Here is a 22,167-nt window from a genome sequence, read left to right on the forward strand (position 1 = left end):
TAGATATTTTACGCAATACTACGAATATTTGCACAAAATCTGAAAATAAAAAGCCTTTTTATTTTTGTTTTTATCTATAATTTGTACATTTGGGCGTTATACCCGTTGTATATGCTGCTACAGCCAATATATGCGGTATGTAACAATAAATAGATATACGATATAATGACCAATAATTAACCTTTAATAATGCACAACTATGAGTTATTTACGATTTGACAAGACCCTCATGACGAATCTGGAAGAGTCTCTTCAAAGAGAAATCCTCCGGACGAACAAAGCAGGAGCTTATCATTGTACGACGATTGTTGATTGTAACACACGCAAATATCACGGCCTGTTGGTAATTCCAGTTCCCAATATCGACGATGAAAATCATGTGCTGCTATCTTCTCTTGATGAAACGGTAATTCAACACGGTGCGGAGTTTAACTTGGGATTGCACAAATATCAGGGAAACAACTTTAGTCCTAACGGACACAAGTATATCCGCGAGTTTGACTGTGAGCATATCCCGGCAACAACTTACCGTGTCGGAGGTGTTATCCTCCGCAAAGAAAAAATCTTTGTACATCATGAAAATAGAATCCTGATTCGTTATACTTTGCTGGATGCGCATTCGGCTACGACTTTGCGCTTCCGCCCATTCCTCGCTTTCAGGAGTGTACGTGAGTACACACATGAAAATGCGCAGGCAAGCCGTGAGTATCAACTTGTGGAAAATGGTATTAAAACCTGTATGTATCCCGGATATCCGGAACTATATATGCAGTTGAATAAAAAGTGTGAGTTTCATTTCATGCCTGATTGGTATCGGGGTATTGAATACCCGAAAGAACAAGAGCGTGGGTATGACTTCAATGAAGATCTTTATGTTCCCGGTTATTTTGAGGTGGATATAAAGAAAGGGGAGAGCATCGTATTCTCTGCCGGAACTTCGGAAGTGACTCCCCGTAGATTGAAACAGACATTTGAGGCTGAAGTAGCTGATCGTACCCCGCGTGATAGCTTTTACCACTGTCTGAAGAATTCCGCTCACCAGTTTCATAACCAGCAGGAAGACGAACATTATATTCTTGCCGGTTATCCGTGGTTTAAATGTCGAGCACGTGATATGTTCATTGCCCTGCCAGGACTGACGCTTGCGCTTGATGAGGTCGATCAGTTTGAGGATGTGATGAAAACGGCGGAAAAGGCGATTCGTAATTTTATAAATGAAGAGCCTGTAGGGTATAAAATTTATGAAATGGAGCATCCAGATGTTTTGCTTTGGGCTGTCTGGGCTTTGCAGCAATATGCAAAAGAAACTTCCCGTGAGCAATGTCGTCAGAAATACGGAGAACTCTTGAAAGATATTATGGAGTTTATTCGTCAGCGGAAACATGAGAATCTTTTTTTGCATGACAATGGATTACTTTTTGCCAACGGTACGGATAAGGCGATTACATGGATGAATTCTACAGTGAACGGACATCCAGTGATTCCTCGTACGGGGTATATTGTTGAATTTAATGCGTTGTGGTATAATGCGTTGCGTTTTATAGCTGATTTGGTGCGCGAAGGAGGAGACGTATACTTGGCAGATGAACTGGATGCACAGGCAGAAGTGACAGGAAAATCTTTTGTCGAGGTATTCCGTAACGAATATGGTTATTTGCTTGATTACGTAGACGGCAATATGATGGACTGGAGCGTACGTCCAAATATGATATTTACCGTAGCGTTTGATTATTCTCCTTTGGATCGTGCACAAAAAAAACAGGTGCTCGATATTGTGACCAAAGAGCTGCTTACTCCGAAAGGAATTCGTTCGTTGAGTCCGAAGAGCGGCGGATACAATCCGAACTATGTAGGTCCGCAGATACAACGCGATTATGCTTATCATCAGGGAACGGCCTGGCCTTGGTTGATGGGATTCTATCTGGAAGCTTATCTTCGAATTTATAAGATGAGCGGATTGTCATTTGTTGAACGCCAACTGATTAGTTATGATGACGAGATGACAAGCCACTGTGTTGGTTCCATTCCCGAGTTATTCGATGGGAACCCGCCTTTCAAAGGACGCGGCGCAGTATCATTTGCGATGAATGTAGCAGAAATACTACGTGTCTTAAAGCTACTGTCTAAGTATTATTAAAAAAGGAGGAACGAAGATGAAAGTTTTAATGTTTGGATGGGAATTCCCTCCCAAAATATATGGTGGTCTTGCAGTTGCTTCTTATGGAATAACTAAAGGATTGAGTCTGCAAGGTGATATGGAGACGATTTTCTGTATGCCTAAACCTAGCGGCGAAGAAGAAAAGTTCTTGAAAATAATCGGTATGAATCAAGTACCCATCGTGTGGCGTGATGTCAACTACGACTACTTGAAGTCCCGCTTGTTGGAAATGACACCAGAGGAGTATTATTCTTTCCGTGATCATATCTATGCCGATTTTTCTTATATGCATGTGAATGATTTGGGATGTATGGAGTTTGCTGGTGGTTATCCCGGGAACTTACACGAAGAAATTAACAATTTCTCGATCATTGCCGGAGTAGTGGCTCGTCAGCAGGAGTTTGATATTATTCATGCTCACGACTGGCTGACTTACCCTGCCGGCGTACATGCCAAGATGGTAAGTGGAAAGCCGCTTTGTATCCATGTGCATGCTACTGATTTTGACCGTTCTCGTGGCAAAGTCAATCCTACTGTTTATTCGATTGAGAAGAATGGTATGGATCATGCCGATTGTATCATGTGCGTATCCGAGTTGACTCGCCGCACTGTTATTAACGAGTATCATCAAGATCCCAGAAAAGTATTTGCAATGCATAATGCTGTTTATCCATTGTCGCAGGAGCTGTTGGACATTCCACGTCCCGATCATTCAAAAGAAAAGGTGGTCACTTTCCTCGGACGTATTACGATGCAGAAAGGACCGGAATATTTTGTAGAAGCTGCTGCACTTGTGTTGCGTCGTACTCGTAATATTCGTTTCGTCATGGCTGGCTCGGGCGATATGTTGAATGCTATGATTAATCTGGTGGCCGAACGTGGTATTGCTGACCGGTTCCATTTCCCGGGTTTTATGAAAGGTAAGCAGGTATATGAGGTTTATAAGAACAGCGATGTATTTGTCATGCCATCTGTCTCTGAACCTTTCGGCATTGCTCCATTGGAGGCCATGCAGTGTGGAACACCTTCCATTATTTCTAAGCAGTCGGGGTGTGGCGAGATTCTTGATAAGGTGATAAAAACTGACTACTGGGATATTCATGCAATGGCTGACGCTATCCATTCTCTTTGTACTAATCCGTCTCTTTTCGAATACCTCAAGGAAGAGGGAAAGAAGGAAGTAGATGGGATTACTTGGGAGAAAGTTGGCTTGAGAATCCGTGCTCTCTATGAGACTGTGTTAAGAAACTATGGTAAATAACAAAACAATAAATAAAAATGAGAACTATCTGTCTTTATTTTGAAATACATCAAATTATCCATTTGAAACGTTATCGTTTCTTCGATATTGGTAATGACCATTATTATTACGATGACTATGCGAATGAAACGGGTATGAATGAGGTTGCTGAACGTTCGTATATTCCTGCTCTCAATGCTTTAATTGAGATGGTGAAAAACTCGGGTGGTGCTTTTAAAGTAGCGCTTTCTATCTCGGGGGTAGCCTTGGAACAATTGGAAATTCATGCTCCGGCAGTCATTGATTTATTGCACCAGTTGAATGAAACAGGATGTTGTGAGTTTTTGTGTGAACCTTATTCACATGGTTTGTCTTCACTTGCCAACGAGGATTGCTTCCGCGAAGAAGTGCTTCGTCAACGTGATAAGATGAAACAGATGTTTGGTAAAGAACCGAAAGTATTCCGCAACTCTAGTCTGATTTATTCTGATGAAATTGGTGGCTTGGTAGCTTCTATGGGCTTCAAGGGGATGTTGACGGAAGGGGCTAAACATATCTTGGGATGGAAGAGTCCGCATTATGTTTATCACTGTAATCAAGCTCCAAGTCTTAAGCTCTTGTTGCGGGATTTCAAACTCTCTGACGACATCAGTTTACGTTTCTCTAATTCTGATTGGGCGGAATATCCTTTGTTTGCCGATAAATATATTAATTGGATTGATGTATTGCCGCAAGAAGAGCAAGTTATTAATATCTTTATGGAATTGAGTTCGCTTGGTATGGCTCAACCGTTATCCTCTAATATTCTTGAATTCTTAAAAGCGTTGCCGGAATGTGCAAAGGCTAAGGGGATTACTTTTTCTACACCGACTGAAATTGTAACGAAGCTGAAATCAGTATCACAACTCGATGTTGCATATCCGATGTCGTGGGTGGATGAAGAGAGAGATACTAGTTGTTGGCTGGGTAATGTTATGCAACGCGAGGCTTTCAATAAATTGTATAGTGTAGCTGAACGTGTTCATTTGTGTGACGACCGTCGTATCAAACAGGATTGGGATTATTTGCAGGCTAGCAATAACTTCCGTTTTATGACAACGAAGAATAATGGTATGTGGTTGAATCGTGGAATCTATGATTCTCCTTATGATGCTTTCACTAACTATATGAATATTCTGGGTGACTTTATCAAACGGGTAGATGCACTATATCCTGCCGATGTAGACAGTGAAGAATTAAATTCTTTGTTGACTACAATTAAGAACCAGGGAGATGAGATTACAGAGTTGGAGAAAGAAGTGGCTAAATTGCAGGCAAAAGTGGAGGCTGCAAAGAAAGCAACTGTTAAGAAGGCTGCTGATGCTAAAGAACCGACAGTAAAAGAAAAAGCTGTTGCTAAATCAAAACCTGCTGCAAAGAAAGCTGAAGTTAAGAAAGCTGCTGCGGAGCCGAAGAAGGCTACAGGTAAAGCAAAAAAGGCTACAGTAAAATAGGAAAAGAATAAAATCTTGTTTATATATGAAGCCGTGAGTGAGATAGAATCAAACTCGCGGCTTTTTTGGATACATCTGTTTTATTTATTCGATTGTGTTGTATTTTTAATGCATAAATAAAGAGGGTGCCATTCAATGTGTGAAGTGGACCCTCTCTTTATTTATTACTGTTTAATCTAGGACTAATTTGTATGTTTTAGTCTTTATCTATGGTTTTGTAAAACTGGTATAAACAACTTCCAAGTTTAGTGCTCCACCCTCTTCTCCTCCTTTTAATTTTACATATCCGGGTCGCAGATCATGTTGGATACCAATAATATTGCTGGAAGTACCATAATAATTATTGTTATTTGAAGAGTCGTAAGTTACCAGAACCGGAATTAATACAACTTTATCCCATTCTGTAGCTTTCTCCCATTCTGTGATATCATTAGTTGATTTAACTTCATCAATTCCAGTTTCTGTATCATACACTGTATACTCAACCTTACCTTTTTCCCTTATATCTCTATCTGCAGTTTTTCTGTCGTTTACACACGCATTGATAAGACCAGTGATATTGTTGAAAGTATATTGGTTGGTACTGGTGGAATGAGAAGTTAGGAAAGAAGAAACTCCATCATTTAGCAGGTTTTTTGCAAAGAATCTGTCTTTATCTTTTTTCCGTATCAGCATTACGTTAGATGGTGCAGACATTCCAAAGTTGTTATTATTGCTTGCTTGATTATAATTGGAGAATGTCAATTTTACAGCATTTAATGTATCTCCTGATAATTCTTCATTGATCTTACTAATAGGCAGAACGGCTTCTGTGAAAATTCCGGCAGGAGTTTTTAGGTATGTACAAGTCTTATCATTCTCAATTAGTTCATCAATTTTGCTATCATTATCGAGTCGATTAGCTTGAATGACTTCACGTGTAGAGTTAAAGACACGATAGGCATAATAGGTTGAGTCTTTTCCGTCGTGTGTTAAATGTGGCGTTCCTTTTATACTATCAATAGCATAACATTTATATACAACATTCATTTGAACCTGATCGACATATAATACTGTTCCGTCTCCAAAATCGCTCCTTACATATAGTCCCTTGAATGCTTCAAAGAATTCTTTATTATCAAATTTAGCACCTTTATCTTGAGCTTTTCTGAATTCTCTTAATATGTTTCCTCCTACTCTTTCAGCAATAGGCTTCTCAAAAGTAAGATGTACACTTGGAACATAAGTGTCTAAGTTACGAATAGAGTCTTTAACAGAGAGGTCAACAGCTGTATATGCTTTACTTCCTAAAATATCACTCTCTTTATAAAACTCATCTGGGTTAATGTCAGTATAGTAATAATCTTTATTTTCCGCTTTTTCTAATTCTTTGTCTAACTCATAGATACTTAGACGACAGGCCGTTAATGAATCTCCAAAATAACTATTGTACCATAAATAAAGTTCGATAGTATGGATATTGCCTATGACTTCGCTACTTTCATCATTTGGGTCCTTATGAATCAATACGATATCATCAGAAGCTTTTTCTACCATTGTATTGGTAATCTTCTTATTATTACCGAAAGCAGTATTGTTATACAATCCAGGAAAAGTCAATCCTTCCGGACAATTCAGTGTAGACAAGAATCCCGCCTGATAAGTACCGAATTGACTATCTGTGAATTTACCTACATATCCAATATTTGTTTTAGCATAAATTCGTCCGGCAGCCACAGAACTTGTTGTTACAGGATATGTTTTTAATTGTCCATTGATATTTTGGTCGCTTCCCGGAAACATTCCCAATCCCAGTCCGGCAGTGTTGTCATCACAACCCCAAAAGGTGATTGCCAGTAAAGCTATTAAGGCGTATTTTGCTTTCATGATCGTCGTATCTTGATTTTTTTATTCTTCTTCGTTTGCAGTAGCATCCCATACCTGATCGTAGAACTCGTTGCAGGCATCTGCATAGTTTTCCGGGTTTTGGTAGTCAAGTACCAATTTGCCAGATTGGCGGGCATATTCAATAATAGACTCGTCTACCTTTTCGCTGTTTTGTATTACTCCGTCCGAATAGTCAACAGCGAGTTTGCAAAGAGCGGCGTAGTCTACCGGTTCCTTCAAATCACCTAAATCTTTCTTAGTAATACCTTTCAGCATCAGTTTTGTTGCGAAATCGTCGCTAAGCGTACTCTTGAAATCATCTTCATAAACAGAGAATACCACTTTAGCGTCGCGAAAAGAAGGTTCGTCTTTATAGGCTTTCTTAATATAAAGAGGAGCTAAAGCTGTCATCCAGCCATGACAGTGAATGACATCAGGACACCAGCGAAGTTTTTTCACTGTTTCCAATACACCGCGTGCATAGAAAACGGCACGGCTATCGTTATCATCATATTCTATACCATTTTCATCCGTTGTCTGCATACGATTCTGGAAATAATCATCGTTATCGATGAAATATACCTGCATGCGTGCGGATTGGATAGAAGCAACTTTTATAATCAAGGGGTGGTCAGTATCGTCGATAATCAGGTTCATACCAGAGAGGCGGATCACTTCGTGCAGTTGATTTCTGCGCTCATTGATATTTCCCCATTTAGGCATAAAGGTTCTGATTTCACGGCCTTTTTCTTGTATCGCCTGTGGAAGGTTTCTACCTATATTGGCCATTTCGGATTCTGAAACGTAAGGTGTAATCTCTTGAGTAATAAATAAAACTTTATTCGCCTTTGTCATAATAACAATAGTTCACTATAATATTCTGCAAAGATACGAAAAAAAAGACACATTAAATAAGATATTCTTTCTTTATGTGGCAAATATTAGTTTATTTTGCAGAGTTTTTGCAAACGAGTAAAACATAAACCAATTGACGAAAATGAAAGTAGTGCACACTATCAAGGACTTACAGGCAGAATTGGCTGTCCTAAGAGCCCAAGGTAAAAAGGTGGGACTGGTTCCTACAATGGGTGCTTTACATGCGGGACATGCATCTCTGGTAAAGCGCAGCGTAAGTGAGAATGGTGTAACTGTTGTGAGTGTTTTTGTGAATCCCACACAGTTTAACGATAAAAACGACTTGGAGAAATATCCGCGTACATTGGATGCAGATTGCCGTTTGTTGGAAGAATGCGGGGCGGATTTCGCTTTTGCTCCTTCAGTTAGCGAAATGTATCCGGAACCGGATACCCGTCAATTTAGCTATGCACCATTGGATACGGTGATGGAAGGTGCTTTCCGTCCGGGACATTTTAACGGTGTTTGCCAAATTGTTAGCAAGCTGTTTGATGCTGTACAGCCGGATCGTGCATATTTCGGAGAGAAAGACTTCCAGCAGTTAGCAATTATTCGTGAGATGGTTCGACAATTGAAATATAACCTTGAAATTGTAGGTTGTTCAATTGTACGTGAGGAAGACGGACTGGCATTGAGTAGCCGGAACAAACGTTTATCTGCAGAAGAACGTGAAAATGCTTTAAATATTTCTCGCACCTTATTTAAAAGTCGTAACTTTGCAGCCACTCATACAGTGAGCGAGACGCAAAAGATGGTTGAAGATGCGATTGAAGCCGCTCCGGGTTTGCGTATGGAGTATTTTGAGATCGTAGACGGAAACACATTGCAGAAAATTAGTAATTGGGAAGATACTTCCTACGCAGTAGGATGCATCACAGTGTTCTGTGGAGAAGTCCGGCTGATCGATAACATTAAATATAAAGAATAACTAAAAAGACGAAACCTTATGATGATTGAAGTGTTGAAGTCGAAAATTCATTGTGCACGTGTCACGGAGGCAAATCTGAACTACATGGGTAGTATCACGATTGATGAAGACCTGTTGGATGCTGCAAACATGATTCCGGGAGAGAAAGTGTATATCGCTGATAATAACAACGGTGAACGCTTTGAAACCTACATTATCAAAGGTGAACGCGGTTCGGGCAAAATTTGTCTGAATGGTGCTGCTGCCCGCAAGGTGCAACCCGATGATATTGTGATAATCATGTCCTATGCATTGATGGATTTTGAGGAAGCCAAGTCGTTTAAACCGGCTGTAATTTTCCCTGATCCTGCGACGAACAAAGTGGTAAAGTAGAAAGTATCTTTGATATTTGAAATGAGAAAAGCCCCGTTTACAGTTCGTAAACGGGGCTTTTCTTATTCTACTTTTTTATGCCGGGGGTGATCGATGTTCTACCCACGTGTGAGTTGGTTTTAGCCCGGGTGTTAATAAGCGGCAGTTAGTTGCCGGCGTTTGTTTTCAGTTGCTCATTCATAGCAGCGGCAGCTTTACGGCCATCACCCATCGCCAGAATTACAGTAGCTCCACCGCGAACGATGTCGCCACCTGCGTAAATCATCGGGATAGAAGATTCCATGTTGTCATTTACTGCGATAGTTCCTTTCCGTCCTAATTCCAGTCCTTTGATAGAGCTTGGAACAATCGGGTTAGGAGATACCCCAACGCTGACAATGGCCAGATCTATGTCAATTGTTTCTGTTGCTCCCGGGATGGCTACAGGACTACGACGTCCGGAAGCATCCGGTTCGCCTAATTCCATCTTTTGCAGAATAACTTGTTTTACGCAACCTTGTTCATCAGCAATATATTCGATAGGATTATGCAGAGTGAGGAATTCAACCCCTTCTTCTTTGGCATGTTTTACTTCTTCGATACGTGCAGGCATTTCTTCTTCCGAGCGACGATAGATAATAATAGCACGTTCAGCACCAAGACGTTTTGCCGTACGGACAGAGTCCATAGCTGTGTTGCCACCACCGATTACTGCCACATTCTTACCGAATGCTACCGGAGTGTCCGAATCTTCGCTGGCGGCATCCATCAAATTGACACGGGTGAGGTATTCATTTGAAGACATGATATTGATAGAGTTCTCTCCCGGGATATTCATAAAGTTTGGCAGTCCGGCACCGGAAGCCACGAATATTCCTTTGAAACCTTCCGCTTTCAAGTCTTCTACACCGATAGTCTTTCCTACAATACAGTCTTTGATGAAATTAACGCCCATCTTACCGAGATTGTCGATTTCTACGTCTACAATCTTGTTTGGTAAACGGAATTCGGGGATACCGTATTTCAATACACCGCCAATTTCATGCAGCGCTTCAAATACAGTTACATCATATCCATATTTAGCCATATCTCCGGCAAATGCCAATCCTGCAGGTCCTGAACCGATAACAGCTATTTTGATGCCGTTTTTCTCTGCAATGACAGGTACGGAGATTTGCCCGCTTTCACGTTCGTAATCAGCTGCAAAACGCTCCAAATAACCGATAGCTACCGGCTTTTCATTCATTTTCAGATGAATACATTTTGATTCGCACTGTTTTTCTTGCGGACACACACGGCCGCAAACTGCAGGGAGCGCACTTGTTTCTTTCAATGTTTTAGCAGCTTCGAGGAACTCACCGCGTTCGATATTCTTAATGAAGCGGGGAATATCAATACCTACCGGACAGCCTTCCATACATCCAGGATTAGCACAGTCGAGACAGCGTTTGGCTTCTGTAACAGCCTGTTCTGCTGTTAATCCTTGATTAACTTCCTCTTTACGGCTGTGTGAACGGTATTCAGCATCGAGTTCATTCATCTCTACACGAGGAATAGCCGTACGTTCTTTTGGCTTCATGGATTTGCGTAACTCCTGCCTCCAAGCAGCATTACGACTTTTTTCATCGATTTCTTTGGTTGCTTCACATTCCGATTCCAGCTTATGCATTTCTTCGCGTTCGATATTCTTGAACGCACCCATACGTTTCAGCATTTCGTCGAAATTCACCTGGTGACCGTCGAATTCCGGACCATCTACACAAACGAATTTAGTCTTTCCTCCTACAGTGATACGGCAAGCGCCGCACATACCAGTTCCGTCCACCATGATAGTGTTTAGCGAAACATCTGTCGGAATTTCATATTTTTTAGTCAGCAAGCAAACGAATTTCATCATGATGGCAGGGCCAATAGCGAAACATTTGTCTACTTTCTCACGTTTGATAACTTCTTCTACACCTTCTGTCACCAGACCTTTCCGGCCGTAAGAACCGTCATCCGTCATGATAATTACTTCGTCAGAGCTTTCACGCATTTCTTTTTCCAAGATGATGAGATCTTTATTGCGTCCAGCCAATACAGTGATAACACGGTTACCGGCAGCCTTCAAAGCCTGTACGATAGGAAGCATCGGAGCCACACCTACACCACCACCAGCGCAGATTACTGTTCCGAATTTTTCTATATGGGTAGCTTGTCCGAGTGGGCCTACTACGTCAGTGATAGATTCGCCTTCATTCAGCTCGCAGAGACGGGTAGAAGAAAGCCCGACTTCCTGCACTACCAGAGTAATGGTACCCTTTTTCAGGTCGGAACCTGCGATAGTCAATGGCATACGTTCTCCTTTTTCGCCTACACGTACGATGACGAAGTGTCCGGCCTTACGAGATTTAGCAATTAAAGGAGCTTCAATTTCAAATTTGAATACTTTTTCAGAAAAGCGTTCCTTGCTAATGATTTTGTTCATTATCTAATTAATTTGTTGTTTTTATTACGTAACTGCTATCAGAATGATATAAATTTTGGCAAAGATACAGCTTATTTGCGAAATATAAAAGAAAAGCCACTCTTTTGATGAGTGGCTCTCTATATAAGGGTGCTTTTATTAGTCTGTCAGATCAAGTCTTAGTCTATCATGTCGAAGCCGCAGTACGGAACCAACGCTTTCGGAATTCTAATGCCTTCCGGAGTCTGGTTGTTTTCGAGTAGGGCAGCAACGATACGTGGCAGTGCTAATGCTGAACCGTTCAGTGTGTGGCAGAGTTCGGTTTTCTTTTCTGCATTACGGTAACGGCATTTCAGACGATTGGCCTGATAGGTATCGAAATTGGATACGGAACTTACTTCCAACCAGCGTTTCTGTGCCTCTGAATATACTTCGAAGTCGAAACAAAGGGCAGCAGTGAAACTCATATCACCACCACAGAGGCGGAGGATACGATATGGAAGTTCCAGTTTTTGCAACAGACCTTCTACGTGGTCTAGCATTTCCTGATGAGATTGTTTGGAGTGTTCCGGTTTGTCAATGCGAACCAATTCTACTTTGGAGAATTCGTGCAGACGATTCAGTCCGCGCACATCTTTACCATAGGAACCAGCTTCACGACGGAAACATTGTGTATAGGCGCAATTCATTATTGGCAACTGTTTTTCTTCCAAAATTACATCACGGTAGATGTTGGTTACAGGCACTTCTGCTGTCGGAATCAGATATAAATCATCTACTTCGCAATGATACATTTGTCCTTCTTTGTCAGGAAGCTGTCCTGTGCCATAGCCGGAAGCTGCGTTAACTACTGTCGGTGGCATGATTTCAGTATATCCGGATTTGCGTGCTTCGTCCAGGAAGAAGTTGATAAGAGCGCGTTGAAGTTGTGCGCCTTTACCTTTATATACAGGGAAACCTGCACCTGTGATTTTTACACCCAGGTCGAAGTCTATTAAATCATATTTCTTAGCCAGTTCCCAGTGGGGGAGTGCATCTTTAGGAAGTTCAGTTTCCATACCTCCCATTTTTTCCACTACGTTATCTTCAGCGCCTACACCTTCGGGTACGCTGTCGTAAGGAATGTTGGGGATGGTGTAAAGTACATTCTGCATATCTGTTGCAGCCTGTGTCATAGCGGCGTCTAATTCTTTGTTACCTTCTTTTAGTTCGGCAACGCGTGCGCGTGCAGTCTCAGCTTCCTCTTTCTTGCCTTCTTTCATCAGTTGACCGATGGTGCGTGAAAGCGAGTTAACCTCTGCCAGATTCTTATCTAATTCATTTTGTGTGCTACGTCTCTTGTCGTTAAGAGCGATCACTTGATCGATCGTTTCCTTTGCATTTTTGAAATGCTTCTTTTCCAGTCCGCGGAGTACCGCCTCTGTGTTTTCTGTAATTTGTTTAATGGTAAGCATATCTATACTTTTTATGAACTTTCTTATTTAAGGCTACAAAGATAAAGAAAAAACGAATAATCAAGCAAATATATGTGTTATATATAATATATATGATGTGTCTATGATATATATAATACATGTATTGAGCTGTATAATAAACATATATGCAGTGAATGATACATACATGTCTCTTTTAGAGTGATATATAAAACTCTGGTTGTTAAAAAGAAAGGAGATGTAATCCAATGGATTACATCTCCTTCTCTTAAATATTTTCAGTTGTGCAATTATGCCTCAGTAGCAGGAACAACAGAAACATATCTTCTGTCTTCTTTGCCAACTTTGAAGCTAACTGTACCATCTACTAAAGCGAAAAGAGTGTGGTCTTTACCCATTCCGATGTTTTCACCCGGGTGGAATTCAGTACCTCTTTGACGAACGATGATGTTACCTGCTTTGCAAGCTTCGCCACCAAATATCTTAACGCCTAATCTTTTACTTTGTGATTCGCGGCCGTTCTTAGAACTACCGACACCTTTCTTATGTGCCATTTCTTCTTACTTTTTAATTGATTAAGCTACTACTTCTGTAATTGTTAATTCAGTGAACTGTTGACGGTGACCGTTCAGTTTTCTGTGTCCTTTTCTTCTTTTCTTGTGGAAAACAAGAACTTTGTCGCCTTTAACCAAGTTTGAAACAACCTGGCAAACAACTTTAGCGCCTTCTACGGTAGGAGCACCTACTGTTACGTTTCCGTCTTTGTCTACCAAAAGAACTTTTTCAAATTCTACTGTTGAACCGTTTTCTGCACCTTCGATGTGGTGAACGAACAACTTTTGACCAGCTTCTGCTTTAAATTGCTGACCGTTAATCTCTACAATTGCGTACATCTTATATATAAATGTATAAGTTAGCTCCGGCGGGTGGTCTTTAATCACTTAAAGAACTCTTTATCGAACCCGTTGCGGAATAATCGGGCACAAAAGTACTATTTTTATTCGTTCCCGACAAATATTTCTTTTATTTTTTATAGGAGATAAAATGATTACGGCAAATAAATGAGCATTTTAGCTCTCATTGTAGCCTATTGGACTAATTCTCCTAAATTCTGCATAATGATTTTGTGTGGATAAACACGAAGTTCCTCTGCCGTTGTCATTCCGTTCAGCACACCTGCAAAATCGACTCCTGCATTCTGCGCTGTTTCGGCATCTACGGTGCTATCTCCAATATACAATGTCTCTTCGGGGCTACTTCCCAGATGTTCCAATGCAAATTTAACTCCTTCCGGCGAAGGTTTCGGTGCTTTTACATCTTCTCCTCCCACTACTATATCAAGAAAATCCTTAGGCAGATATTCTTCCAGATAACTCAATATCCGGAAACGATACTTGGTAGAGATAATTCCGACGCGGGCACCCCGTTTCTTCAATTCTTTCAGTGTAGACAATGTGTCGGGAAAAAGACGGGTATTTACATTCATGTGTACATCAGCTTCCAGTCTGTACTCCTGCCGGAAGGCCTCCAGCTGTGCCGGGTTGGTAATTCCGGTAAGGATACTGAATGATTCTTCCAATGTTTTGCCGATTGTACGCTTGATAGCTTCATCAGTAACGGTTAAATACTGATGCCGGGTAAGTACAATTCTGAAACACTTAACGATACCACGCGACGAATCGGCTAGTGTGTAGTCGAAATCGAATAAATAGGTTTTGTAGTTCATTGGGGAAAACTTTTCCGCAAAAGTACTAAATACTTTTCTTATTTCACAGCTTCTACTGTGTATCCTTGTCTTTTTAGTAAGTTTAATAATCCTTTTTCTCCGGGGAGGTGCAGGGCGCCTACTGCAACAAAAGTCGGGGCAGCCTTCATGATTGCCGGTAGTTTTTCAGCCCATGCTTTATTACGGTTGTAAATTAGGACATTTTCTTCGCCGGGAAGTGCGTCACATTGATCGCCTTTACGTTCTTCACTGATTTTAAGCATGGTGTTCAGATCTTGGTTCATGTAGGCGTTTGTGAGCCTTTTCAGGTTTTCTACTTCAGTCTCTATATGGTTAAGAGTGCACATTAATAGTTGTGCTTGCCGTTGTAGTGAACTGCCATTGAAAAGCAGGTTGAATTGGAATTCTGCAGTTTCCAGTCCGTCCACCTTTTTTCCGTTTTGGATGGCTTGACTTTGAAAGAATGTGTCGAGTTGCTCTTGCGGGTTGAATTTCTCTATATGTTTTACGTAAGCCATCACCACTACATTATTTAATAAGAAGGCAGGTTTTAGCTTCGGAGCCATATTTAAATCTACCATCAGGTTTTCTTTGCAGAATTTATTAGCAGTCTCAAAGTCTTTCGGAGAAAGGAGAGAGTTTAGCGTGGTATCACTTTCAATCATCATTGCCTTTTGCATCTTTTCCATGGTGGCAGGCGATTGCATTTCCGACATTTTCATCTCTCCATATACTTGTTGAGTTTCATTCATAGCCTTTTTAAGTCCGGCAATGCTATCCATGATGCTGAACGGTGCTAGATGGTGAGTGCCTATGATGTAGGAAGGTTGGTTCAGTCCGTTGCCGGACACTTTCCATAAAAGCTGTGCATTGGCGCTGAATGCCACGCAAATAAATAGAACTGCTCCGATGAATGATTTCATAATTTTATATCATTAGAAGTTGATAATTAACGTATCCTGCCGCCGCTTATCCAGTGTTTGGTATAATAGTTCTCGTTCAAGTTGCTGACGATCACTCCTTTACTGGTGCTGGAATGAATAAACTTACCGTTTTTGAGGTAAATGCCTACATGAGCTACTTTATTTTTTGAACGACTGCTGGTGAAGAATACCAAGTCTCCTTCCCGGAGATTCCGTTTGGCGACTTTATTACTTTCTTTTTTTAGATCTTCCGTGTTACGCGGCACTTGGGTGCGGTATACCTTACGGTACACTTGATAAACTAATCCCGAACAGTCGGCTCCTCGTTTCGAATCACCTCCACCACGATAGGGAACCCCTATCCAGTCGGCTGCTTCCAGATAGAGCTTATGGTTATCCTCCATATTAATATCTACCCCCAACAATATAGAAGCTCGCGCCAATGCTTGATAATCCAGCCGGGGTGCGGAAGTGCGGCAGGAACTAAGGCTGGCAATCAGTCCTAATAAAAGGATGAATTGCAGAAAGTATCTTTTCTTTCTATCAGGTTTCTTTATACTAGACTTATGGGTATCAGACTTTTCTGTTATATATCTCATCATAATTAGTTTATGCAATAATTTTAGTAAGGATGGATACTTACCATTCATTATTTTATCATTCCCTATTTACCGTTTACTCTTCTTCTACATTAAAATAATCCTCCAGTTCTTTCTCTGCGGAGTTGTCCTCGTTGATAATATCCCGGATGATGACACCGTGTTCCAATAAAGCAATCCTCGGACATACATCTACGGTATGATTGAGATTGTGACTGGATATGATAACCGTAGCTTGATGCTCCTCATTATATTTCTTGAGCAGATGTTTGATGATAGACTGAGAACTTGGATCGAGAAAGTTGAATGGTTCGTCCAGTATCAGTAATTGCGGGTAATGAAGCATGGCAGAAATAATTCCGATCTTTTGCTTGTTACCTGCGGAGTAGTTACGGATTAGCTTCTTGTGCCCGATCACTTCTCCACTCATAAAACGTTCGAAAGGAATCAGACGTTCGTCCACTTCTTCTTTCTTTAGTCCGTACATCTTTCCGATGAAATAGAAATATTCTTCCGGAGTGAGATAATCAATCAGAAAACCATCGTCAATGAAAGCACCGGTAATGCTTTTCCAGTCTTCGCTTTGGCTGACATCAATATCATTAATAATCACCTTACCATCGTCTGCTTTTAACAGATCCAGCATGATTCGGAAGAGAGTTGTTTTACCGGCACCGTTGTTTCCCACCAATCCGAGCATATCGCCTTGATTGATTTCGTAGTGTTCTATGTCTACGGCAATCTTCTCACCGAAATTCTTTTTAAGTTTGTCAATGATAATCATGATCTTCAATGTTTATATGGTTAATGATTCATGAGCGTTTATTGGCGGCTGTCTCTGAAGCCTTCCATGTTTTCGTATCGCCGTTTCATGAAACGATGATATACATTTTTAATCCATAAAGGAGAAGTCAGGGTAAATCCGAGACCGACAACTAACAGAATAATGTAAGTGATTGTTTCACCTAAAAATGCATTTAATAGACTGTATAAGATGAGAGGCACACCGAAAGCAGCGAAATTAACCACCATCTGTATAGCGCTATTCGTTTGTCGGCTTGTCACTTTCTCGTTTAAGGGGACCGTCTGTTTGTTGTAGACAGCCAGTTGGAAAAAACAGAAATAAATAAAGCCGATGGTATAGAAAAACCAGGCGAAGGCGCCCAGTAAAGTGAGTTTATTCATGATGATGGCGGGAATCATGAGTATGAAAGGTATGATTTCGCCAATGCTGTATGTGTAATATTTGGCTTTCAGTAGACTCATAATTGATTCTTTACGAGACATCAGGCCATCAATGTAATTACCTTCGAATGACATAATCTGTGAAAGGATAATCATTCCGAATACGGCAAAGTTGTATACACAGATGAAAGAAGTCATGAAATTCCCGTCGTAGACACTGGAAAAGCTAAGTGCGACGGAGAAAGCCACCACTACAATTGCGATATTGCGTAATGCACCTTTGCAGCGGCGGTTGCGTAAAAGCATTTTCAGTTCCAGCCTCATATATTCGCCAACTTCCCCGTAGCGTTCGAAGAATTTATATTCGGAGACATGTTTAATCTGACTATCTTCTACTTTTGCCAGCTCTGCATAGATAAGTCCGGACATGATCTTGCGGTTAATCAACCATAAAATGGCAATCACAAGTATGGTGCCGAGAAAATAGAGAATGTTGCCCTGTATGTATCCGTCTCCCAGATCCATGAAGAAATAGAAGAGAGGACTATCTTCGGGAATAAAAAGAAGGCAGCCTATTCCACCGTAGAAAGCGATAGGTAATAGAATCCACCAAATACGTTCGTTGATAAGAGTGCGGCAAAGCAAGTACCAGTAATTATTGGCAATAATCAATAGCAAGATACCGATAAGATAGGTGATGACACCGGGGATACCGAAAAACTTGGTAATAGTGATGAAGGAAAAAGGGACAAACAGAAACAACCAGAACAGGTTGAACAGGCTTAGTCCCGAGCGGATCAGTAAGAAGTCGATGACACGAATTCGTTTAACCGGCAGCAGGAGGTAAGGTTTTACCTCCTGCGTCGGTGTTTTTTGAAACGGAACACGCAACAGAAAGTCCAGTGCCAGGATAAAGATCAGAACCACTGCGTTCATCACATGATATGGTTCCCGGTTAGGAACCATATCAGAAAATCCGAACGCGAACGTCGTACCGAAGAATATCAGGTAACCGGCCCAGAATGCGCCCATGACATAACCGAGTATTTTAGCAACTTTGTTCTTTTCATACATCGGATGCCGTTTGGCGGCAAGCCTTCCATGTTTGCGTAATTCGTTGAATATCATCATTCAGTAGATATACTAGAGAATTTTTATTTGTTTTCTTCCGGCACGGTCATGATGACTTGAATTTCGTTGTTCTGTTTCAGCAATTTGGCGAGGAAGTCTTGCACTTCTTTTGCTGTGATGCTGTTGACCAACTTTTCATAGTCTTTTGTATTATCCACACCCGTGTAGAGGTATTCGTCCATATTATTAAGCCAGTAGCCGTTTTCTTTCTGGGCGTCTTTATACTTCTTCAGCATATATTCTTTGATCTTCTGCATGTGTTCGGCAGACGGACCTTCTTTTGCCATTTTGTGAAGTTGTTCTACAACAACAGCAGACAATTTATCTTTCTTGGCAGGGTCAGTTTGGAATACAATCTGAAGAACAAGTTCCTCTTTCGGGTATTTACCAAGACTTCCGTTGCAGCTTACACCGTATGTACCTCCTTCTTTTTCACGGATTTCAGCAGTGTAAACCAAATCCAGAGCCTGATCTAAGAAGCTAAGCAGGACATTGTTGCGCAAGTCATATTTGCAAGTGCCGCTATAAAGGAACATGATGGTAGCCATCGGAGTTTCCTGTGCCTTTGCAAATACATTTTTGATCTCTCCCTTGCGGATATCCATCTTGTTATCTTTGAAAGTCTCTTTACGATTGATAGATGGCAGACCTCCCAGATATTTAGCGATTAACGGTTTCATTGTAGCCAAGTCTACGTTTCCTACCAGAAAGAAAGTGAAGTCACTTGCATCTTTGTAGCGGTCTTCGTACATTTCAAGAATACGGTCATAGTCGATCTGGTCTACCATGTTTTCTTTCATTCTGATAGCACGTGGATGGTGACCGTATAGTACGCTTGTAATAGTGTCACTGAAAGCAGTCATCGGGTTAGCGTCCGCATTTTGAAGTTCGGCTTTCAAACGGTTCTTGTAAGATTCGAATGCTTCGTTATCCTTACGCGGAGAAGTGAAAGTCAGATAAGTAAGCTGCATCATTGTCTCAAAGTCTTTCGGGGCACAGCTACCGGAAACAGTTTCCGTAGTGTTGCCGATACCCGCACCTACGTTTGCACGTTTGCCAGCCAAAGCTTTACCCAGATCTACTTTGCTGAAATTACCGATTCCACCTACTAGAGCTACTCCGTTTAATTGAGAGATATTGATAATTTCTTCGTTCGGGAATACGCTGGTACCACCAAAGCTTACACCTTTCATAACAATCTGGTCAGCCTTGAAATCAGTTGGCTTCACATATACGGTTACACCGTTGGAAAGTACCAACTTAGTCGTACCATAGATTTTACCAGCTTTTTCAGAAACAATCTTGCCACCTTTAATATCTTCAGAGATTAGCGGTTCGTTAGAAACTTTATCTTCATAAGGTTTCAGATCGAATGACTTCATTTGTTTCAATAAAGCAGCAATTTCTTCTTTAGTAGGGTATTTTGCTCCTTCTTTTTCCGGACCGGCCAGCAAAACCACCTGATTGTTGTCAGTGATTAGTTGTTGCATCACCTGATTGACAGCTTCTACAGGGATATTCGGAGCCAGTTTGTTTACCAGTGTATATTCAACTTCGATTCCCGGAATCGGTTCTTTTTCAAGGAAATTGTTAACGTATTCGTTGACGTAAGAACCACTTTTAGTCTTTTCACGTTCGTTGTAAGCAGATTCTACGGCTTGCAAATAGTTGGCGCGTGCGCGTTCATATTCTGATGCGGTAAATCCGAAGCGGCGTGCACGTTCCGCTTCTTCCAAAACAGTTTTCATTGCTAAATCGATACCGTCTATTTTGCTGCTTGCATCAAGTGCGAGTGCTTCTTTAGTCTTGGCAAGAAAATAGTTTCCATATTCTGCGCTTGCGCTAGTGAAAGGAGGATTAGCGGTTTGACGGAGTTCATTCAAACGGTTGTTCAGCATATTCATAGCCATGCTGACCATATATTGAGTAGCATAATAAGCAATGGTGTTTTTCAAAGAATCCGGTGTAGCGTCTTGTTTGAAGAAGATGTTCACATAAGGATTCTTCACTTCCTTGTCTGTACCGATATAGATCAGCGGTTCCTGATTATCTGCCACTGGATAGTAGATACGTTCGGCCGGGTTTACCGGAGCTTTTACATCTGCAAATACCTTTTTCAGTTTAGCTTCAATTTCATCTACATTGATATCACCTACAATAACGATTCCTTGTAAGTCCGGACGATACCATTTCGCATAATAATCGCGGATATCCTGATAAGGGAAGTTGTTGATAACATCAATACTTCCGATAGGCATACAGTCTGAATATTTAGAATCCGGATACAGAGTCGACTGTGCATCAGTCATGATGCGAAGCATACCACTGTTGCGGCTTCTCCATTCTTCGCGGATAACGCCACGCTCTTTGTCAATTTCCTTGTCGGCAAGGTTGATAGCGCTCGACCAGTCGTGAAGAATCAGCAGACAAGAGTCTACCACGTTTATATTTTCAGTTGGTACGTTGCTGATGTTGTACACCGTCTGGTCGACACTGGTATATGCATTCAGGTTCGTGCCGAATTTAATACCTTTTGTTTCACACCAGGGCACGATGCCAAGTCCGGTTTCATCACCTGGGAAGTGCTTTGTTCCGTTGAAAGCCATGTGCTCCAGAAAGTGAGCCAGACCACGTTGTTGCGGTTCCTCAAGAATGGAACCTACTTTCTGGGCGATGTAGAATTCAACTCGTTTTTCGGGAAGGGCGTTGTGGCGAATGTAATAGGTAAGCCCGTTGTCTAGTTTACCGATGCGAACATTCTTGTCCACAGGTAATTCTTGCATGGGTTGTGCAAGTACGAGCTGGAAATTGCAGCATATAAAAAGGACTGCAATAAATAATCCACGTAATAAATGTTTCATGTTCTATTTAGTTTAAATAAATATTTCTGTGTTATTTGTCGTTGTGCTTGGTTGTAAATCACAAATAGACAGGGAAAAGAGTTATTTTATAGCTTCCCGTATCCTGACTAGCTTAGTTAACAGTCCTTCCAGAAGGTCTAACTTTAACATATTGGCACCATCGCTTTTGGCTACGGCAGGGTTTTCATGTGTTTCGATGAATATTCCGTCGGCACCTACGGCGATACCTGCTTTGGCGACAGTCTCTATCAACTGCGGCATTCCTCCCGTTACCCCACTGGTTTGGTTGGGTTGCTGCAAGGAGTGAGTGACATCCAGAATCACCGGATAGCCAAATGACTGCATTTCGGGGATACCACGGTAGTCTACAACAAGATCTTGATAGCCGAAAGTTGTTCCACGTTCGGTAAGCATCACATTCTTGTTTCCGGCTTCCACCACTTTGTCGGCAGCAAACTGCATTGCCTGCGGTGAAAGGAACTGTCCTTTCTTGATGTTAATCGTTTTTCCGGTTTTGGCTGCGGCAACCAACAAGTCGGTCTGGCGACAAAGAAAAGCTGGGATTTGAAGTATGTCCACGTATTCGGCTGCCATTGCAGCTTCATCTGCAGTATGGATATCGGTTACGGTGGGGACTCCGAAAGTCTCATGTACCTTTCTCAATACTTTGAGTGCTTTCTCATCGCCAATGCCGGTAAACGAATCCAGACGTGAGCGGTTTGCCTTACGGTAAGAACCTTTGAATACATAAGGTATTTGCAGTGCTTCGGTGATCTTTACTACTCGTTCGGCAATGCGCATTGCCATTTCTTCACCTTCTATCACACACGGACCGGCCAACAGGAAAAAGTTGCCGGTGGGGTTGTTCTTAAGTTCTATCATTTTATTATTTACCAATTACAAATTATCAAT

The 22,167-nt window shown here is 41.4% G+C and carries 18 protein-coding genes; 5 read left to right on the forward strand and 13 right to left on the reverse strand.

Annotated elements, in window-relative coordinates:
• Window positions 1-199: 199 nt before the first annotated feature.
• The 3 genes from DXA54_RS10115 to DXA54_RS10125 are packed head-to-tail and all read left to right on the forward strand — an operon-like array spanning window position 200 to window position 4,891.
• Complete coding sequence (locus DXA54_RS10115; protein ID WP_008650881.1) at window positions 200-2,137, forward strand: glycogen debranching enzyme N-terminal domain-containing protein; 1,938 nt, start codon at window positions 200-202, stop codon at window positions 2,135-2,137.
• 16 nt (window positions 2,138-2,153) lie between these two features.
• Window positions 2,154-3,419, forward strand: a complete 1,266-nt coding sequence (locus DXA54_RS10120) for a glycosyltransferase family 4 protein (protein ID WP_008650883.1) — start codon at window positions 2,154-2,156, stop codon at window positions 3,417-3,419.
• 17 nt (window positions 3,420-3,436) lie between these two features.
• Complete coding sequence (locus tag DXA54_RS10125) at window positions 3,437-4,891, forward strand: glycoside hydrolase family 57 protein (RefSeq protein ID WP_008650885.1); 1,455 nt, start codon at window positions 3,437-3,439, stop codon at window positions 4,889-4,891.
• 207 nt (window positions 4,892-5,098) lie between these two features.
• Here the strand turns inward: DXA54_RS10125 and DXA54_RS10130 are convergent, their stop codons facing one another.
• Window positions 5,099-6,757: a DUF4270 domain-containing protein gene (locus DXA54_RS10130; protein WP_008650886.1), complete on the reverse strand. Its 1,659-nt coding sequence runs from the start codon at window positions 6,755-6,757 to the stop codon at window positions 5,099-5,101.
• 21 nt (window positions 6,758-6,778) lie between these two features.
• Window positions 6,779-7,612 carry a glycogen/starch synthase gene (locus tag DXA54_RS10135; RefSeq protein ID WP_008650887.1) on the reverse strand — a complete coding sequence of 278 codons (834 nt, stop codon included), beginning with the start codon at window positions 7,610-7,612 and terminating at the stop codon, window positions 6,779-6,781.
• A gap of 142 nt (window positions 7,613-7,754) precedes the next feature.
• Here DXA54_RS10135 and panC point away from each other — a divergent pair, with 142 nt between their 5' ends.
• Complete coding sequence (gene panC / locus DXA54_RS10140) at window positions 7,755-8,600, forward strand: pantoate--beta-alanine ligase (RefSeq protein ID WP_004309009.1); 846 nt, start codon at window positions 7,755-7,757, stop codon at window positions 8,598-8,600.
• Window positions 8,601-8,618: 18 nt separating this feature from the next.
• Window positions 8,619-8,972 (forward strand): aspartate 1-decarboxylase, encoded by a 354-nt coding sequence (gene panD / locus DXA54_RS10145; protein ID WP_004301789.1) that lies wholly within the window; start codon window positions 8,619-8,621, stop codon window positions 8,970-8,972.
• Window positions 8,973-9,117: 145 nt separating this feature from the next.
• Here panD and DXA54_RS10150 read toward each other — a convergent pair whose 3' ends face one another.
• The 11 genes from DXA54_RS10150 to kdsA all read right to left on the reverse strand — a co-directional run bounded on the left by DXA54_RS10150 (window position 9,118) and on the right by kdsA (window position 22,137).
• Window positions 9,118-11,418, reverse strand: coding sequence for a bifunctional dihydroorotate dehydrogenase B NAD binding subunit/NADPH-dependent glutamate synthase (locus DXA54_RS10150; RefSeq protein WP_120079389.1), 2,301 nt, complete (start codon window positions 11,416-11,418; stop codon window positions 9,118-9,120).
• Window positions 11,419-11,576: 158 nt separating this feature from the next.
• A complete protein-coding gene (serS, locus tag DXA54_RS10155; RefSeq protein ID WP_004301791.1) occupies window positions 11,577-12,851 on the reverse strand; it encodes a serine--tRNA ligase in 1,275 nt (424 codons plus the stop codon).
• A gap of 269 nt (window positions 12,852-13,120) precedes the next feature.
• On the reverse strand, window positions 13,121-13,384 hold the full coding sequence (gene rpmA, locus DXA54_RS10160; protein ID WP_004301792.1) for a 50S ribosomal protein L27: 264 nt from the start codon (window positions 13,382-13,384) through the stop codon (window positions 13,121-13,123).
• 21 nt (window positions 13,385-13,405) lie between these two features.
• Window positions 13,406-13,723, reverse strand: a complete 318-nt coding sequence (gene rplU / locus DXA54_RS10165) for a 50S ribosomal protein L21 (RefSeq protein ID WP_004316691.1) — start codon at window positions 13,721-13,723, stop codon at window positions 13,406-13,408.
• Between the two features lie 194 nt (window positions 13,724-13,917).
• Window positions 13,918-14,556, reverse strand: coding sequence for an HAD-IA family hydrolase (locus DXA54_RS10170; RefSeq protein ID WP_008650889.1), 639 nt, complete (start codon window positions 14,554-14,556; stop codon window positions 13,918-13,920).
• A gap of 38 nt (window positions 14,557-14,594) precedes the next feature.
• Window positions 14,595-15,479, reverse strand: a complete 885-nt coding sequence (locus DXA54_RS10175; RefSeq protein WP_008650890.1) for a TraB/GumN family protein — start codon at window positions 15,477-15,479, stop codon at window positions 14,595-14,597.
• A gap of 26 nt (window positions 15,480-15,505) precedes the next feature.
• Entirely contained in the window at window positions 15,506-16,129 is a 624-nt protein-coding gene (locus DXA54_RS10180) for a C40 family peptidase (protein ID WP_004324994.1), read from the reverse strand.
• Between the two features lie 25 nt (window positions 16,130-16,154).
• Entirely contained in the window at window positions 16,155-16,862 is a 708-nt protein-coding gene (locus DXA54_RS10185; protein ID WP_004301798.1) for an ABC transporter ATP-binding protein, read from the reverse strand.
• Between the two features lie 38 nt (window positions 16,863-16,900).
• A complete protein-coding gene (locus DXA54_RS10190) occupies window positions 16,901-18,394 on the reverse strand; it encodes a DUF5687 family protein (RefSeq protein ID WP_165863237.1) in 1,494 nt (497 codons plus the stop codon).
• Window positions 18,395-18,417: 23 nt separating this feature from the next.
• Window positions 18,418-21,255 (reverse strand): M16 family metallopeptidase, encoded by a 2,838-nt coding sequence (locus DXA54_RS10195; RefSeq protein ID WP_120079391.1) that lies wholly within the window; start codon window positions 21,253-21,255, stop codon window positions 18,418-18,420.
• A gap of 81 nt (window positions 21,256-21,336) precedes the next feature.
• Window positions 21,337-22,137, reverse strand: coding sequence for a 3-deoxy-8-phosphooctulonate synthase (gene kdsA, locus DXA54_RS10200; protein WP_008650894.1), 801 nt, complete (start codon window positions 22,135-22,137; stop codon window positions 21,337-21,339).
• Window positions 22,138-22,167: the final 30 nt, after the last annotated feature.

Origin of the sequence: Bacteroides sp. OF03-11BH, assembly GCF_003604005.1 — a bacterium.
Classification (GTDB): domain Bacteria; phylum Bacteroidota; class Bacteroidia; order Bacteroidales; family Bacteroidaceae; genus Bacteroides; species Bacteroides ovatus.

Excerpts from the sequence above, each read along its gene's own strand:
- DXA54_RS10115 (WP_008650881.1), top strand. The coding sequence starts at position 200 with ATGAGTTATTTACGATTTGACAAGACCCTCATGACGAATCTGGAAGAG.
- DXA54_RS10120 (WP_008650883.1), top strand. The coding sequence starts at position 2,154 with ATGAAAGTTTTAATGTTTGGATGGGAATTCCCTCCCAAAATATATGGT.
- DXA54_RS10125 (WP_008650885.1), top strand. The coding sequence starts at position 3,437 with ATGAGAACTATCTGTCTTTATTTTGAAATACATCAAATTATCCATTTG.
- DXA54_RS10130 (WP_008650886.1), bottom strand. The coding sequence starts at position 6,757 with ATGAAAGCAAAATACGCCTTAATAGCTTTACTGGCAATCACCTTTTGG.
- DXA54_RS10135 (WP_008650887.1), bottom strand. The coding sequence starts at position 7,612 with ATGACAAAGGCGAATAAAGTTTTATTTATTACTCAAGAGATTACACCT.
- panC (WP_004309009.1), top strand. The coding sequence starts at position 7,755 with ATGAAAGTAGTGCACACTATCAAGGACTTACAGGCAGAATTGGCTGTC.
- panD (WP_004301789.1), top strand. The coding sequence starts at position 8,619 with ATGATGATTGAAGTGTTGAAGTCGAAAATTCATTGTGCACGTGTCACG.
- DXA54_RS10150 (WP_120079389.1), bottom strand. The coding sequence starts at position 11,418 with ATGAACAAAATCATTAGCAAGGAACGCTTTTCTGAAAAAGTATTCAAA.
- serS (WP_004301791.1), bottom strand. The coding sequence starts at position 12,851 with ATGCTTACCATTAAACAAATTACAGAAAACACAGAGGCGGTACTCCGC.
- rpmA (WP_004301792.1), bottom strand. The coding sequence starts at position 13,384 with ATGGCACATAAGAAAGGTGTCGGTAGTTCTAAGAACGGCCGCGAATCA.
- rplU (WP_004316691.1), bottom strand. The coding sequence starts at position 13,723 with ATGTACGCAATTGTAGAGATTAACGGTCAGCAATTTAAAGCAGAAGCT.
- DXA54_RS10170 (WP_008650889.1), bottom strand. The coding sequence starts at position 14,556 with ATGAACTACAAAACCTATTTATTCGATTTCGACTACACACTAGCCGAT.
- DXA54_RS10175 (WP_008650890.1), bottom strand. The coding sequence starts at position 15,479 with ATGAAATCATTCATCGGAGCAGTTCTATTTATTTGCGTGGCATTCAGC.
- DXA54_RS10180 (WP_004324994.1), bottom strand. The coding sequence starts at position 16,129 with ATGAATGGTAAGTATCCATCCTTACTAAAATTATTGCATAAACTAATT.
- DXA54_RS10185 (WP_004301798.1), bottom strand. The coding sequence starts at position 16,862 with ATGATTATCATTGACAAACTTAAAAAGAATTTCGGTGAGAAGATTGCC.
- DXA54_RS10190 (WP_165863237.1), bottom strand. The coding sequence starts at position 18,394 with ATGATGATATTCAACGAATTACGCAAACATGGAAGGCTTGCCGCCAAA.
- DXA54_RS10195 (WP_120079391.1), bottom strand. The coding sequence starts at position 21,255 with ATGAAACATTTATTACGTGGATTATTTATTGCAGTCCTTTTTATATGC.
- kdsA (WP_008650894.1), bottom strand. The coding sequence starts at position 22,137 with ATGATAGAACTTAAGAACAACCCCACCGGCAACTTTTTCCTGTTGGCC.